Source organism: Nostoc sp. (assembly GCF_036917515.1).
Classification (GTDB): domain Bacteria; phylum Cyanobacteriota; class Cyanobacteriia; order Cyanobacteriales; family Nostocaceae; genus Nostoc.
On record NZ_JBALDE010000203.1, the window covers coordinates 23142 to 39196 of the forward strand.

Below are 16055 nucleotides of genomic sequence, written 5' to 3' on the forward strand. Positions count from 1 at the left end.
ACAACGTTAGAATAAGTACTTTAAATGGTTACGCAACCAAAATTTCAGTTAATTGAAGTAGCAAAAAAATATTAAGCAGCAAAAAATTTATGAGATTCCCAAATGGCCCGCAAACTCCAGCAGTTTCACAGATGCTACGCTGGATTGCTAATCCGATGTTATTTATGGAGGCTTGTGCCAAAAACTATGGCGAGATTTTTACTCTCAGATTTGACAAAAATCTGCCTCCTATGGTAGTCGTCACCAACCCCCAAGCGCTACAGCAAATTTTGACAACTGATACCAAGGAATTGGAAGCGCCTGGCGATGTGAATCAGCTGTTTGAACCTTTACTGGGTAAACGTTCTGTGATTACCATCAGCGGCGCAGAACACCAGCGTCAGCGCCAGTTGTTAATGCCTCCCTTTCACGGCGAAAGAATGCGGAATTATAGTCAGGTAATTACCGATGTCACCAAGCAAGTCATCAGCCAATACCAGATAGGCAAACCCTTCAATATTCGGTCTGCTACTCAAGCCATTACCCTGCGGGTGATTATGCAAGCTGTATTTGGGCTATATGAAGGGCCTCGCGCCGAAAAACTACAGAATTTTTTGAGCGAACTTTTAGAAAAAGCCAGTTCTCGGTTAAGTGTGGCTTTGCTTTATTTTCCAGCTTTGCAAAGAGATTTTGGCCCGATTAACTTCTGGGGAAAACAGATGCGCCTCCAGCAAGAAGCTGACCAGCTCATCTACGAGGAAATTCGAGAACGTCGAGAACAACCAGATTCATCACGCACGGATATTCTTAGTTTACTCATGGCTGCTAGAGATGAAGCAGGTCAACCTATGACTGATGAAGAGTTGCGCGATGAATTGATGACTCTGTTAGTCGCTGGTCATGAAACCACAGCAACAGCCTTAGCATGGGCATTATACTGGATTCACAAAATCCCATCAGTGCGCCAAAAGCTACTGCAAGAATTAGATAGCTTGGGCAATAATCCAGACCCCAGCACCATTTTTAAATTACCTTATCTCAACGCTGTTTGTTCCGAGACATTGCGGATTTATCCAGTAGCTATACTAACTTTTCCCAGGGTAGTAAGAACATCGATATCGCTAGGCGGTTACGAACTAGAATCCGGTACAGTCCTAATTGGTTCTATTTATCTGACCCATCAACGGGAAGATATTTATCCAGAACCTAAGCAGTTTAAGCCAGAACGCTTTTTAGAACGGCAATTTTCTGCCTATGAATTTTTGCCCTTTGGCGGTGGTGCAAGACGTTGTATTGGTCTAGCTTTTGCCCAGTTGGAAATGAAGCTAGCACTTGCTCAAATTCTTTCTAGTAAGGCATTAGAACTAGTTAATAAAGGTGAAGTGCGACCTAAGCGCCGTGGTTTGGTGACAGGCCCAGATCGTCCGATTGAGATGGTTGTCACGAGTCAACGTCAGGTGAAGTCTCCCATTCTACAGACAACCACTGTTTGATGCTGGGGGTTTGATAGTTGCGTTCAGTAAACTTACAACATCCATCTATATATTTAGATAGATTTTTAATACTTTTAAGTAATCCCCCATAGTCCTCTTTTAAGGAGATTTATGGGGAATTTTAATATACTAAAAGTGTAAAAAACGGATTTTAATACTGATTTTATACACTAATACAATAAATTTTAATATCACCAAAAGACGTAACTTTATGGAGTGTATTCCAATATAATTAAGTAAGTTTTTTCTATAAATACCTCTACAAATCAGAAAAAATATTATTATCCTTGTAAACTTAATAGTAATGATTTGCCAGAATAGCTAACTTAGTTACACAAATCCCAAATATCCCGCCAAAGTATTAAAAAGACTTGCGATAATTCCCTCTTTAAAAAGGAAGTTAAGGAGAATCAAGGTTGACCTCAAGCTATTGGATTATTTGCAGCTTATTGAATTATAAAGGTATAGAAATAAACAGTGAAAACACTTAATAATCTAAGCACACCAGCATTGCTGCAAACTCTGCAATTAATTGCTAAACCCACAAAAACTTTAGAAAATTATGCTGCCAAGTATGGTGGCATTTTCACAATGCGGGTAATGGGTTTAAAGTCGCCACCGATAGTATTTTTTAGCCATCCCCAAGCAATTAGCGACTGTTTTGCCATCTCTGCACACAAGTTAGATTTTAAGAAAGCAACCCATGTATTTAAACCCTTGTTTGGAGAGAATTCTATTGTATTTCAAGAAGCGCGATCGCACCAACAACAACGGCAGCTATTACTCCCAATATTTCATGGCGATAATTTAAAGTCTTATGGACAAACAATCTGCCAAATTACTAAAGAGCTTACACAAGCTTGGACATCAGGTACAAATATTTGTATACACAAATCAATGTCAAATATCACTTTAGAAATTATATTACAAGTGGTATTTGGAATTACTCATGGTGTGCGTTACCAACAATTAAAAGAACAATTGAGTTCTTTATTAGAAGACGTAACTAAACCTTGGTATTCCAGCTTATTTTTCTTTCCGTTGCTGCAAAAAGATTTAGGTGCATGGAGTCCTTGGGGAGTTTTCTTAAAAAGACGAGAGCAAATTGACAAACTTATTTATGCAGAAATTTCTGAAAGACGTTGCCAAAAAGATGCTGCGTGTACAGATATTCTCAGTCTGCTGATGTCATCGCATGACATAAATGGGCAACAGATGACAGATGAGGAATTACGCGATCAATTAGTTTCATTATTGTTGTTGGGTTATGAAACTACATCTGGTGTATTAGCCTGGATATTTTATTTAATTCACTCTCACCCAGAAGTGAAACATCGGCTAATGCAAGAACTTAACACTTTAAATGATCTTCCAAATCCAGAAGCAATTACACATTTACCTTATCTTACCGCCGTCTGTCAAGAAACACTACGAATTCATCCTATTGCTTTAATTTGCACACCGCGAATGGTTAAAGATAAAGTAGAAATTATGGGGCATAAATTTACATCAGAAACAGTTTTAGTTCCCTGTATTTATTTAGCACATCGCCGAACGGACACTTACCCAGAACCAGAAAAGTTTCGTCCAGAAAGATTCCTCAACCAAAAATTTTCACCTTACGAATATTTACCCTTCGGTGGAGGTTATCGCGGTTGTATTGGTGGAGCATTTTCTATGTATGAATTAAAATTAGTAACAGCCATAATCTTATCGCATTTTCAACTAACGCTTACTGATAAACGTCCAGTACATCCAGTCCGTCGTGGTATTACTATTGTCCCTAGCGGCGGTGTAAAAATGGTTGTTACCAAAAAGGCAAAAGTTAAAAGAGAAACAATATCCTTTACTTGATTACTCAATTCTCTGACTATATACCGAAATATAGATTCGCTCTCTAGTATCTAGCCTTTACAGTAAGTAGTAAGAGGATAATTAGGAAATACTAACTCATGCAAGACGAACATAATCTGGAAGAAAAAGTTCTATCTCAGGGCGCTGAAATGATGGTATCCCAAGGGTTAGATGAAGTAGAAAAAATAGACATAAATGTACAAACTGATTTAGTCAAGATAGTTCAGGGACAGGCGGATGGAGTTTCCTTCGCAGGTGAAGGATTAGTTATACAAGAAGACATCCGCGTGCAGGAAATCAAACTACAAACAGATAACATTGACATCAATCCGTTAACTGCTCTTTTTGGTCAGATAGAACTAAACCAGCCAGTAAATGCTGCTGTTCGGGTTGTACTCACAGAGTCAGATATTAACCGTGCTTTAGCTTCAGATTTTGTTCGCAGCAAGCCGCAAAAGTTTGATTTGAAAGTAGATGAGGAAATAGTGAGTTTTGAGGCGAAACAAATTCAGGTATTTTTACCTGGTGAAGGTAAGATGGCATTTCAAGGAACAGTGCTGCTACATGAGATTGGCAATACTCGGCAATTGAGTTTTACTGCAATGGTTCACCCACGTACTCATTCGCAACCTATAATACTGGAAAGTTTCAACTGTAACGAGGGTGAAGGCATTTCATTAGAAATAGTTGTGGCATTAATGCAGAAGGTTAAAGAACTAGTAAATTTACCCTATTTGCAGTATGAGGATACGGTATTTAGCATCAAAAAATTAGAGGTAGAAAAGGACAGAATGATACTTTTGGTAGAAACGAAGTTGAAGCAAATACCTTCATTGTAAACTGTAATCCGTGGTTATTAATTTGTCAAAAAAGCATTAAATTAGATAAATATGAATCCTAGCCATAAAAATAAAATAGGTGATTTTTCCTAATTTTGATTTTAGCTGCTAGGACATACTTCAATACAGATATTAAACAGTTACTTTTTATAACTGCCGATAGGTGTAAATTTTAAAAATACTTTCTAAAATCTAAGAAGCTATCTAATCGAAACACTTCGACTATGCAAGAGTATGATATTGTGATTATTGGTGCTGGACACAATGGATTAGTTTGTGCAGCTTATTTACTGAAAGCTGGTTATAGTGTCCTGTTACTAGAAAAGCGTTCTGTACCAGGTGGTGCAGCAACAACTGAAGAATGTCTACCCCAAGAAGCTCCAGGATTTAAATTTAACTTGTGTGCTATTGACCATGAATTTATTCATTTAGGGCCAGTTGTTGAAGAATTAGAACTAGAAAAATACGGCTTGCATTATCTGGAGTGCGACCCAGTTGTTTTCTGTCCTCATCCTGATGGGAAGTATTTCTTAGGACATAAATCAGTGGAAAAGACTTCTGCAGAAATTGCCCGTTACAACGAACGTGATGCCAAAAAATATGTAGAATTTGTAAACTTTTGGCAGCGAGCACTAGGTGCAATGATTCCCATGTTTAATGCACCGCCAAAATCAGTTATAGATATCCTTGGTAACTACGACATCACCAAAATAAAAGATTTAGTTTCAGTTATTGGTTCCCCTAACAAAACGCTGGATTTCATTCGCACGATGTTAACCAGCGCTGAAGATTTACTTAACGAGTGGTTTGATGAAGAATTTCTAAAAGCACCACTAGCCAGACTAGCAGCAGAACTTGGTGCACCACCATCACAAAAAACCCTTGCCATTGGTGCAATTATGATGGCAATGCGTCATAATCCAGGGATGGCCAGACCTCGCGGCGGAACAGGCGCACTTGTGCAAGCTTTGGTGAATTTAGTCACAAGTAAAGGTGGTGTTATTCTCACAGATCAGCATGTTGAAAAAGTTTTAGTTGATGATGGCAAAGCTATAGGTGTGCGGGTTGCTGGTGGTAAAGAATATCGTGCTAAACACGGGGTTATTTCTAATATTGATGCCAAGCGGTTGTTCTTACAAATGACTGAAAAAAGCGAGGTTAATGCAGCCGACCCAGAGTTATGGGAAAGATTAGAACGCCGCATCGTTAACAACAACGAGACTATCCTCAAAATAGATTTGGCTTTAAACGAACCACTGCACTTTCCACACCACGCTCACAAAGACGAATATCTCGTCGGTTCTATCTTAATTGCTGATTCTGTAGCTCATGTAGAACAGGCTCACAGTAAATGTACTTTGGGAGAAATTCCTGATGCTGACCCATCAATGTATTTGGTGCTGCCTAGTTATTTAGATCCGACATTAGCACCACCAGGTAAGCACACTTTATGGATTGAGTTTTTTGCCCCTTATCAAATTGCTGGTGCAGAAGGTACTGGTTTAAAAGGTACTGGTTGGACGGATGAATTGAAAAACAAAGTTGCAGATAAGGTGATTGATAAATTGGCAGATTATGCACCCAATGTCAAAGATGCAACTATCGCCCGTCGAGTAGAAAGTCCAGCCGAACTAGGAGAAAGATTAGGTGCGTACAAAGGGAATTATTATCATGTTGATATGACTCTAGATCAAATGATATTTTTCCGTCCCTTGCCAGAAATAGCCAATTACAAAACGCCAATTGATAATCTATTTTTGACTGGTGCAGGGACTCATCCAGGTGGTTCAATTTCGGGAATGCCGGGACGCAATTGTGCGCGGGCATTTTTGCAGGCGAAACATCCCATTAGCCAAACTTTGAAAGATGCGCGGGATTCGATTAAGTCAACTGTCGAATCAGTGTTTGGCATTAATTAAGCGTTGCACAGATAGATTTAGGACTTACGCATAAGTATCATCCCAATCATCCCAACCCCTTAATAGCCAGCCATATTTGTAAGGGTTACAGAGAATCTATTTTCAGGTTTTCAATGCGTAATAGCAATTCTGCATAAAGATGCATGGAAAAGACCTCTGGTAACTTTCCCGAACTCGCGGGGAGGTTGCCAGAGGTCAAAATAATGTGCAACTTTATAGATAATTGGTATAAGTTTTGGATTATTTAGGCAATCACGAAAATATCTGTATTAGTCATGGCTAGACCTGTTGCTAGTTGAGCAACTTGGATTTGACCAGATGAGCCTGTACCATCAGCATCAAAAAACAAACCCCCTGTATTCTGGTTATAGATAAAGCGATCGCTGCTATTTTGTGCTACTGAACCGATAAAAAATTGCGTGGCTTGAAGTATACCTTCACTAAGTCCACCTCCAAATCCTATTTTAGAAACATTGATCGTGTCATCTAAGGGTGAAAAATCTGTAATATTATCAATACCCTCAGAAGGGGTATTAATAGTAAAAATATTAGAACCAGTTCTTCCCGTTAGGTTATCGTTACTTAAATCTCCAACTAAAGTATCGTTACCACTTCCTCCGATAAGGATATCATTGCTATTTCCACCAATTAGCTGGCTATTACCACTATTACTAGTAATATCATTATTAAGAGAGTTACCAATCTCATTAATATTATCTGTACCTGTCAAAGTGAGATTTTCTTCATTGGCTGATAAAGGAGAGCTAACGGTTGAAGAAACGTTCAGAGGTGCCGTACTGGGCGTACTATCGGTAACAGTGAGTAAAGTTCTAAATACCTTTTGGTTGCTGGTTAAACTTTCATCAAACTCTTGGATTGAATTAGTTGGGTCTAGAAATGAAATAACGTAGTAATTTCCAGTTGGGATATTAGGAAACGCACCACTCCAAGTCGCTGTTCCGGAATTGAATGGATTAATTGAAGAAGTAGTTGTATTACCAATTAAGTAATGAGAACCAATATTATTAGTGACGTTGGCATCAGTAGAAGCGTAAAAAGAAACTGAGAAAGTGCCTGTTGCGGCCGTACCATTGTTACGAGGATAGACTGTGATATTGAAATTTTCCCCATATTGGATAGTGTTATTATTAAAATTTCCAAGAGTGGTGTTAAACCACACGTCAGAATCTACTAAGTCAGGTTTGTCAATGGGTTTGCGGGCGGTAGTGTCTTCGTCAATCCAGTTTTGAATCTCGTTATATCGAGTGCTTGTAATTCGGGCAAACTCGTTGTAAAGCGGAGTGTTGTTGGTGGTTGTCTCATTAGAAGCTACTCCATAAATAGTTGGTTCATTTGTGTTGGACTTATTAAGCCAGAGAGGACCTCCACTATTTCCAGGTATAATATCTAGCTCATTACTACGCAAGGTCGAGTCAGTTATACTTGTGATTTTTCCACTCTGAGTCCAAATATCATAGTTGTCTGATTTTCCATCGTTGTTGGAATCAAACTTATCAGCAGGGTATCCAGTGACATTCATTAAAGTTCCACTGCTGAGATTATCGTCATATCCATAGTTAAACCAGCCAGTGAAGTTTCCAATATTGCGGTCAAGAGTAACCAATCCTATATCGTATTGAAAAGTTTCGCTTTTAGTTTGATCTCCTTGAGTCCATCCTTCAAAAGAACGTGTATAAGCAGATTTGGCTTCACTATAGTATTCATAGTCAGCCCGGTTTGTACCAGCAATGATATTTCCTTTAGAACCAAGCATCACCTCAATTTTATCTGCCCAACCCCCATATCTCGTATCATACACACAGTGTCCTGCTGTTAAAAAATGGTAGGGATCAATCATTGCACCAGAACCGTTGACGATAATATCATCAGCAGTATCAATAATCCCATCTGGCCCTTTCCAACGTATTCTTATCTTTCCTATAGCACTAAACGGAAAAGTTGTCGTGTTGCTAACTTTTGTCCGACCATCAGGGGAGAAAATAGACATAGTTTTAGATCCTTAATAGAAAATAATAAATACAAAATATACAAATTTAATGCCAAAACTTATCTCATGGCATTAGCAATCCACTAGCAATTTTTATGAAAAATATTTTCTATTATTAAGTTTTTAAGTAATCTTAAACCTATAGATTTTCATATATTTAACATAAATTATTTCTACGATTTATCATTAATGTAGAGTTGACTTTCAGTTTTATTTTGAAGAAAAATAAAACTAATTAATATAGATAAAGGTTAGAAAAACTAGCGATTCTGATATTACTTCTGTCCTCATCCCTGTGATACTGACTGATTTATACCGTCGGCATTGGCGGATTGAAGAAGCTTTTCATTAGGGTAAACTACTACACAAGTGCGATGTTTACGATGGGTAACAGCTACGCAATATATATAGCAACACAAATAATTATTTTTTAAGTAAAGTAGGTTTTAAGCGATTGCTTTCTGTGTATTTAATATGATAATATCATATACGCTTGCTTTTTATAAAGTTTTATGCATCGTCAACAAAACTCTTTCTGAAAAAAATATAAATAAATTAATGGGTAAAAACTAGTGTATTTTGATAATACTCAAAAAACTAACAAATTTTAATACCATCTAATAATTTTTGTAGGTACAGCATGGTTTTTAGGCACTGCTTCCTTGCATCTGGCTTAATAGCTTTCTTGACATTTAGCTGTAGTAATGGGGCAAACTCATCGGCAGAAAATACTACACAGGTTGTCCAAGAAAGCAATGTAACCCAACTTTTCATAGAAGCGAAGGCTACGCAAAAAGCAGAAGATTTTTTTCATCAAGGTAATAATTTATTAGATAGACAAAATTATGAAAATGCCATAAAAGCTTATGATAAAGTGATCGCCATCAAAGTTGAGAATCCTGAAGCTTGGATTAACCGTGGCATCGCCCTAACATCGTTGCAACGCTACCAAGACGCTCTTGCATCCTATGATAAAGCGATCGCCATCAAACCCGACAAATATGAAGCTTGGTATAATCGTGGCATCGCCCTAACATCGTTGCAACGCTACCAAGATGCTCTTGCATCTTATAATAGAGCGATTGCCATCAAACCCGACAAATATGAAGCCTTAATTAACCGAGGCATTGCTCTGACAAAGCTGCACCGCTACCAAGATGGTATTGTATCTTATGATAAAGCGATCGCCATCAAGCAAGATTTGCACCAAGCATATTACAACAAAGCTTGCTCTTATGCTTTACAAAGCAATCTGGAATTAGCAATTGAGAACCTAGACAAAGCAATCAAGCTTGTTCCTAATAAGTACAAGAAATTAGCAAAAAGTGACCCAGACTTTAGCAAAGTGCGTAGTCAAAAGCAGTTTCAAGAATTACTTCAATAGCATTTTTTAACCACCACTCAGTGTAGAATATAAACTTGCTGTATAGCAATCCTAAATGAGTTGTGAAAATCTCTGATTTCTCTCTCTGCACGACGGACACTTTCCTCAAGTCGAGCCAGCCGCTTGCGTATTTTCCCCCCGTTGTGCGGACTGACGTAGGAAACCCGCCCACGGAAATCTCCTCCTCTACGGTTAATTAATTTTTATAGAACCCATTTGGGATCTATCTAACCAGTTGCCAGTCTTTTAAGTATCAGTCGGACAAAACAGAGATTAACTTTAGTAGTGGCATGATCAAGAGTTCTTTTAAGGTCAATATGTCGAAGTTCGATCCGCGCAAAGGAGATCATCTTTGCCCATCCTTAAAAGCGCACAAAGTTATAATAGGAATTGCGAATAGTTTAATTAATATGGGCAAGAGTAAAAATTTAATAAATCATGTTCAGAAATCCCTACTATTTTTCCTGCTTCCTTCATAGCTGAATCAACTTCAATAAAACGTTGTTGAGATTCTTTTGGATGATCATTCTCACTTGCAAATTTATCCGCACTTTGACGCTCATATTGAGCAGCACCAAACAGGTCAAAAGCACGACAAAATGGAACAGTAGTACCTTTTGGAGCAGGTTTATCTGTATCGTTAAGAGCCCTTGCCTTTTTAAGGATATCGTATGCTTTGTTATACTTTTCAGCAGATATTCGTTTTGGATATTTATTTTTTGCTAGAACAAATTGAGAAGAAGGTTTAAGGTTTAACTCGCTCTGTGTAACCGAATTTGGATTCAAAGAAGTAGTAGGAACTGATTGTTCTGCCAGTGTCTTCGGTATAGATGATAATAATACTAATGCGGAAACACTTAGTAAAGTATTAAACATAAATCGTTTTGTCATTGGTTTTAATACGAGATTTAAACTACCTGATAAATTTTTACAGCGATAACCATAACATGATTTCACTGATAACACAATACCTGCTAACGGATTATTGTTATCATGGTTAGCATGAATAGCAGTACTGATATGAATCCTCGCGATCGCATCTTGGAGGCTGTGGCGCGTCTACTGACCGAGGGGGGACGCGAGGCAGTGTCCACCCGGGCTGTCAGTAGTGCCGCCGGCGTACAGATCCCAACGATCTATCGTCAGTTCGGCGATATGCAGGGCTTGCTTGACGCGGTCTCCAGCCAGGGCTACGCTACCTACCTTGCGAGCCATCTTAAGGGCGAGACCGATGAAGACCCTGTGGAAGACCTACGCCGAGGCTGGGACGTGAACGTTGATTTCGGGTTGGCTAACCCCGCCCTGTACACGCTGATGTACGGCAATCCCCGCCTGGGTATGCCGCATCCCACTGCTGTCAAATTGCAGGATGTACTTCTTGAGCGAGTGCAGCGGGTAGCCGAGTCCGGTCGCTTGAGCGTCAGCATCGAGCGTGCGGCGGACATGCTGTATGCCGCTGGGACCGGTGTCGTCCTCGTACTGATTGCGCAAGGCGGTGCGAGTCATGACCGAACGCTTTCGGTCGCCACCCGTGAGGCGGTCCTTGCGGCGATCACCACCGACCCGCACACTGAGTCCGCGCATACTTTGCCCTCTCCCCGCAGCGATGCAACCCGCTACGCGGTAGCTCTCAAAGCATCCTTGTCGCAGGATGCACGTCCGTTTACCACTGCGGAACGCGCCCTCTTTGATGAGTGGCTCACGCGGTTCATCGACACGAAACTTTGATTTGAGGTGATCCTCGTCAGTTGGGATGCATTACCTTTGACTTGCTTGGCATTAACTGAGCTTTAAGAACGCGATGCCCCAGCGCTCTATTTTTTATAGGACTTACATAAAATTGTCTCAAAAACCTGATTTGTCGTAGCTTAAATTCATGAATTACTGCTAGAACTTTTTTGCGTAAGTCATGTTTTATATTTACGACGGCATACCTTACAGATAATGATCAAAATCCTTCCTCAAAAACCTGAGCCTATTTTATTGACCAAGATTTTCTACAAACTCACCTCTTTAGGTTGTATTCACTCAGCTAAACCTTATTCCCAAGCCTCGTAAATTAGCTAAGGTATTGTTATAGCAAGGATTTTTTGAGCGATTTAGGATTAGACATGAAAAAATTGTTAATCACCGGAGCAAGTGGTTTTTTAGGTTGGCATCTTTGCCAGCTTGCAAAACAAGAATGGGAAATTTATGGTACTTATTTTTCCCATCCTTTAGAGATTCCTGGCATCAAAATGGTAAAAGTGAACTTAACAGATTTTCAGGAATTGCAGCACATATTTAGTAATGTCAAACCAACAGCAGTTATTCATACTGCTGCACATTCGCAACCAAATTTTTGTCAAACCCACCCTAAAGAATCGCATGCAATTAATGTGATCGCATCTTGCAATATTGCCGGACTTTGTGCGGATAATTCTATTTCTTGTGCTTTTACCTCAACCGACTTAGTTTTTGATGGCTTAAATGCTCCATATCGAGAAACAGATGCCGTGTGTCCTGTCAATCTTTATGGTGAGCAAAAAGCGATCGCAGAAGCAGATATGCTAGAAACATATCCCATGACCGCAGTGTGTCGAATGCCGTTAATGTTTGGTGCAGCAACACCCACAGCTAAAAGCTTTATTCAGGCATTTATTCAAACTTTACAAGCCGATAAAGAACTAAGCTTATTTATAGATGAATTTCGTACACCAGTAAGTGGAACATCTGCTGCCAAAGGACTTTTATTAGCATTAGAAAAAGTTAATGGTATCATTCACTTAGGTGGCAAAGAGCGGATTTCACGTTATGATTTTGGACAGATATTAGTAGAAGTATTTCAACTTCCCGCCACTAAGCTCAAATTCTGCCGACAACAAGATGTGAAAATGGCAGCCCCTAGACCAATAGATGTTTCTTTGGATAGTTCCAAAGCTTTTGTATTGGGGTATCAGCCTTTATCTGTAAGGGAAGAATTAGAGGCAATACAATTTAGTTAAGGCTAAGTGTTAAAACTAAAAAACGCAAATAGGCTATTTTGGGATGCGATTACCTTCGGTACGCTACGCGAGCGCAACAAAAAAACTATTTTATTGAGAATTTAGTGATGTAATTGATAATTTATCCTGCTCCTACAAAATCGCGTTGCTCCCTTCTTACCAAGATTTTTAAACTAACAACAGAATGTGGGATTTAATTATTTCTATCTGTATTTTCATTTTCAGAATTTAGATGTGTTTGTTCTGCAAAGATAAGGAAAAAATGGTGTTTCAGAATAGAAATATGAATTTGAGCGTAGGCGTAGCCCGTCGTAGACATCGCGATGAAATGTCCAAGGTGTGCCGTTAGATTGATCGCTAAACCCCGACTCTCACTGTTTGCCGTTCTCGTCGCGCGACTTCTGCACGTACTAAAGGTATGACATCACGCCCATAAGCGATCGCATCCTCTAAAGGATCAAAGCCCCGGATCAACAAAGTAGTCACACCTGCATCGTAATAATCAACCAAAGCCTCTGCTACTTGTTCTGGTGTACCCACTAGAGCTGTGGTGTTGCCTGTTGCACCAGTAGCTGCTGCGATCGGTGTCCATAGACGCTTATCGTAAATCTCATTTTTGGCTGCAAAATCCAGCAGACGTTGCGATCCTACCGCCTGTGGTCTAGCTGGGGCAGCTAATTTTGCGCCTCCTCGCAACTCTTGAATTCGCGCTAAAATGCTATGTGCTTTCTCCCAAGCCTGTTCTTCTGTATCACCAAGAATCGGTCGCAAGGAGACGCTGAAGCGAATGGAACGACCAAGCGGTAAGGCAGCACGGACCTCTGCGATTCGTTTTTTAACTGCGGCAATTGGCTCACCCCACAAGGCGTAGACATTACTGTGTTTAGCTCCTACCTGTACGGCTGGTTCAGATGCACCACCAAAGTAAAGCGGGATGTGGGGCTTTTGCAACGGCTTGATCGCAGAGAAAGCACCCTTGATGCGGTAAAATTCACCTTCGTAATCAAAGGGAATGTCGTTTGTCCAGACACGACGAACAATTTCTAAATATTCATCGGTGCGACGGTAACGGCTGTCATGATCCAGCCAGTCGCCATCTTTTTGCTGGTCAGTATCGCTGCCACCAGTAATGATATGTATTGCGATCCGACCGTTGGTAAAATGGTCAAGAGTAGCTGCTTTGCGAGCTGCCAAAGTTGGTGCAACAAAACCCGGACGATGAGCAATTAAAAAGCCCAATCGCTCGGTTGCTGAAGCAGCGAAACTAGCAACAGTCAAACCATCAGGGCTACTAGAACTATAGCCAATCAATACTTTGTCAAAGCCTCCTTCTTCATGGGCTTTGGCAAATTCACGAACATAAGCTGTATCAATGATGTCATCGCCCAGACTGCCTGATGCACTATTTAATTCCGAAGTCGGTTTTGTCCGAATCAATCCAATAAATTCAATTGGCATAATTAATTGTCCTGAAAATGTTGGGGAGTGGGGAGCAGAGGAGTAGGGGAGATGGGGAAGCAGGGGAAGCAGGGGAGAAGAATTAATAACCAATATCGAATGCCCTATGACGCCACTTGCTCCACTTGGGGAGCCACCCCGTTGGGCGGGCAATGCCCGACTTGAAGGGAGTGGCGTGAGACCCCTTGGCGCTAGTCTCTCCCTTTAGGAGAAAACCGCGGTGGCTCCCCCATGCCCAATCCCTAATCAAATAAGTCTGGTTGGTCGTGGGTAATTTCATCCCATAAATACTGGAATCCACCCCAGCCTGCTTGGTGAGTACCACCGCGTTGTTGGATCTTTAAGGCGATGTCATGGTCAATTAGGACGGGTTTTCCTACGGCTTCTGCTAGCAATTGCGCCTTAGCAGTATCCTCTAACCTGATGTACCACCAAGCTGCTTCATCTACACTGTGTCCCACGGTCAATATTCCGTGGTTGCGTAAAATCGCAGCTTTGCGATCACCTAGTGCCTGAGCAATGCGTTTTCCTTCACTTGTCTCCAAGACAATGCCTGTAAAATCATCAAATAGAGCATGATCTTGGTAAAAAGCACAGGAATCTTGGGTAATCGGATCGAGCAACCGACCCAAAGATGACCAAGTTTTACCATAGAAAGAATGGGCATGAGCCGCTGCAATGACATCGGGGCGGGCTTCGTGGATTTGAGAGTGAATGGCAAATGCTGCTTGACTAACTTTACCTTCACCTTGGACTACCTGACCTTCACTATTCACTAGTATCAGGTCTGATACCCGAATGCGACTGAAGTGTATCCCAAAGGGATTTACCCAAAAATGATCGGTAAGTTCGGGATCGCGGGCAGTGATGTGTCCTGCCAATCCTTGAGCAAAACCCAAACGCGCAAATACCCGAAAGGCTGCTGCCAAGCGTTCTTGGCGATGGCGACGCTCTGATTCAATGGAAACGAAGGTCGGTGGTTGAAAGGGATTGCTGGGGCGGACGAGAGAAGTTTGCACCATAATTTTCAACTCCTACGTATGGATTAAGTAGACCTATGCTGCCTCACTGCTGCTAAAAGCCCAAGGTTTATCGATAAAACCATTAAATTAGCGATAACAATAAAGGATTATGGCTCAGTGGGCGATGCTTACGGCGGTAAACTACGCAGTTTTTATCACTGCAAATACGTATTGTTCAATCATGTCCAGTGGACAATGCTACAAATAACTTTTGGTGGCTGATAGCCATAAATACCTTACTATTTACAGTTTTTCAACTACCTAGTGAAAACAAATTTCTTAACTAGAGTAATGATGCTGTCAAGCAAACTACGGCAAGTCAATCGGTTTAAAGTATTTAAATTATAATGAAGCTACCACAATTCATTTAAATAAGCAAGCTCAATATGGAGTTATGCTAAAAAAATATACTGGGGGAAAGTTTTATCTTTTTCTTTTTACGACTCCAAGAGCTGCTTAAGAACATATCGGGCACGGTTATAAATAACACCCGGTTGTGAGCTTTCTCGTGGACCAGCAACATTCAAAATGCGAATGTTGTGCTTTTGAATCCAACTTGAGAAACGAGCAGCGTCATTTCCACTGAACGACAGCGCATTAATGATGAGGATGGGGCGATCGTACTTATGCGCTAGGTCAGCCGTAAGCTTTGTTCCTCCTTCAAGTGATCCATACGCTAGGACGAGCGTCCCATCTGAATCTCGAACATTCCACTCGGTACGTAATGCGTAGTCTGTACTTGTTGTCTCTTGAAGCGGGTATACAGGTGGTATCTTTCCATCCTCTGCAAGCCGCCCCTTTGGACACCATCCACGAACTGGTAACAAAAATGACAAAGCTGTATCGAGTGCAGCTCTATCAACTCCTGTCTGACCTCCGGTTACAACCCAAAGCCGTTGATGAGACGATATTGACTCTCCTTTCTCGGATTGTGTGGCGATCAAAAGTGCGTAGTTTACCGCCGTAGGCATCGCTTTACCCTGCATAAGTCCTCCAACGATGAGCAATGCAAGTACAACGCCTTCGCTCATAATGACGTTGTTAACTTCCATGAGTAATAATTTTCCTTTGACGTTTGGTCAGGATCTTTAATGACAAATACTTCTATTTTCAAT

12 protein-coding genes are annotated in these 16055 nt (G+C 40.6%); 7 read left to right on the forward strand and 5 right to left on the reverse strand.

Annotated elements, in window-relative coordinates; translation table 11 throughout:
* Positions 1-89: 89 nt before the first annotated feature.
* From V7K89_RS26790 to crtO, 4 genes are all read left to right on the forward strand, one after another.
* Positions 90-1472, forward strand: coding sequence for a cytochrome P450 (locus V7K89_RS26790; protein WP_335192631.1), 1383 nt, complete (start codon positions 90-92; stop codon positions 1470-1472).
* A 477-nt stretch (positions 1473-1949) separates the two neighbouring features.
* Positions 1950-3326 carry a cytochrome P450 gene (locus V7K89_RS26795; RefSeq protein ID WP_335192633.1) on the forward strand — a complete coding sequence of 459 codons (1377 nt, stop codon included), beginning with the start codon at positions 1950-1952 and terminating at the stop codon, positions 3324-3326.
* Between the two features lie 98 nt (positions 3327-3424).
* On the forward strand, positions 3425-4165 hold the full coding sequence (locus V7K89_RS26800; protein WP_335192635.1) for an LmeA family phospholipid-binding protein: 741 nt from the start codon (positions 3425-3427) through the stop codon (positions 4163-4165).
* A 224-nt stretch (positions 4166-4389) separates the two neighbouring features.
* Positions 4390-6084, forward strand: coding sequence for a beta-carotene ketolase CrtO (gene crtO, locus V7K89_RS26805; protein WP_335192637.1), 1695 nt, complete (start codon positions 4390-4392; stop codon positions 6082-6084).
* Between the two features lie 244 nt (positions 6085-6328).
* Here crtO and V7K89_RS26810 read toward each other — a convergent pair whose 3' ends face one another.
* Positions 6329-8092, reverse strand: coding sequence for a trypsin-like serine protease (locus V7K89_RS26810; protein WP_335192639.1), 1764 nt, complete (start codon positions 8090-8092; stop codon positions 6329-6331).
* A 640-nt stretch (positions 8093-8732) separates the two neighbouring features.
* Here V7K89_RS26810 and V7K89_RS26815 point away from each other — a divergent pair.
* Positions 8733-9476: a tetratricopeptide repeat protein gene (locus tag V7K89_RS26815; RefSeq protein ID WP_335192641.1), complete on the forward strand. Its 744-nt coding sequence runs from the start codon at positions 8733-8735 to the stop codon at positions 9474-9476.
* 405 nt (positions 9477-9881) lie between these two features.
* Here the strand turns inward: V7K89_RS26815 and V7K89_RS26820 are convergent, their stop codons facing one another.
* Positions 9882-10367 (reverse strand): hypothetical protein, encoded by a 486-nt coding sequence (locus tag V7K89_RS26820; RefSeq protein WP_335192643.1) that lies wholly within the window; start codon positions 10365-10367, stop codon positions 9882-9884.
* Positions 10368-10496: 129 nt separating this feature from the next.
* Between V7K89_RS26820 and V7K89_RS26825 the strand changes: the two genes are divergently transcribed.
* Both V7K89_RS26825 and V7K89_RS26830 read left to right on the forward strand, forming a co-directional pair.
* Positions 10497-11204 (forward strand): TetR/AcrR family transcriptional regulator, encoded by a 708-nt coding sequence (locus V7K89_RS26825; protein ID WP_335192645.1) that lies wholly within the window; start codon positions 10497-10499, stop codon positions 11202-11204.
* 383 nt (positions 11205-11587) lie between these two features.
* Positions 11588-12460, forward strand: a complete 873-nt coding sequence (locus V7K89_RS26830) for an SDR family oxidoreductase (protein WP_335192647.1) — start codon at positions 11588-11590, stop codon at positions 12458-12460.
* A gap of 357 nt (positions 12461-12817) precedes the next feature.
* On the opposite strand, the gene V7K89_RS26835 is transcribed toward V7K89_RS26830, so the two are convergent.
* The 3 genes from V7K89_RS26835 to V7K89_RS26845 form a co-directional block, all read right to left on the reverse strand.
* Complete coding sequence (locus tag V7K89_RS26835) at positions 12818-13918, reverse strand: LLM class flavin-dependent oxidoreductase (protein WP_335192649.1); 1101 nt, start codon at positions 13916-13918, stop codon at positions 12818-12820.
* A gap of 242 nt (positions 13919-14160) precedes the next feature.
* Positions 14161-14940 (reverse strand): class II aldolase/adducin family protein, encoded by a 780-nt coding sequence (locus V7K89_RS26840; RefSeq protein ID WP_292871525.1) that lies wholly within the window; start codon positions 14938-14940, stop codon positions 14161-14163.
* A 437-nt stretch (positions 14941-15377) separates the two neighbouring features.
* Positions 15378-15911 carry a putative molybdenum carrier protein gene (locus V7K89_RS26845; protein WP_335192651.1) on the reverse strand — a complete coding sequence of 178 codons (534 nt, stop codon included), beginning with the start codon at positions 15909-15911 and terminating at the stop codon, positions 15378-15380.
* Between the last annotated feature and the right edge of the window lie 144 nt (positions 15912-16055).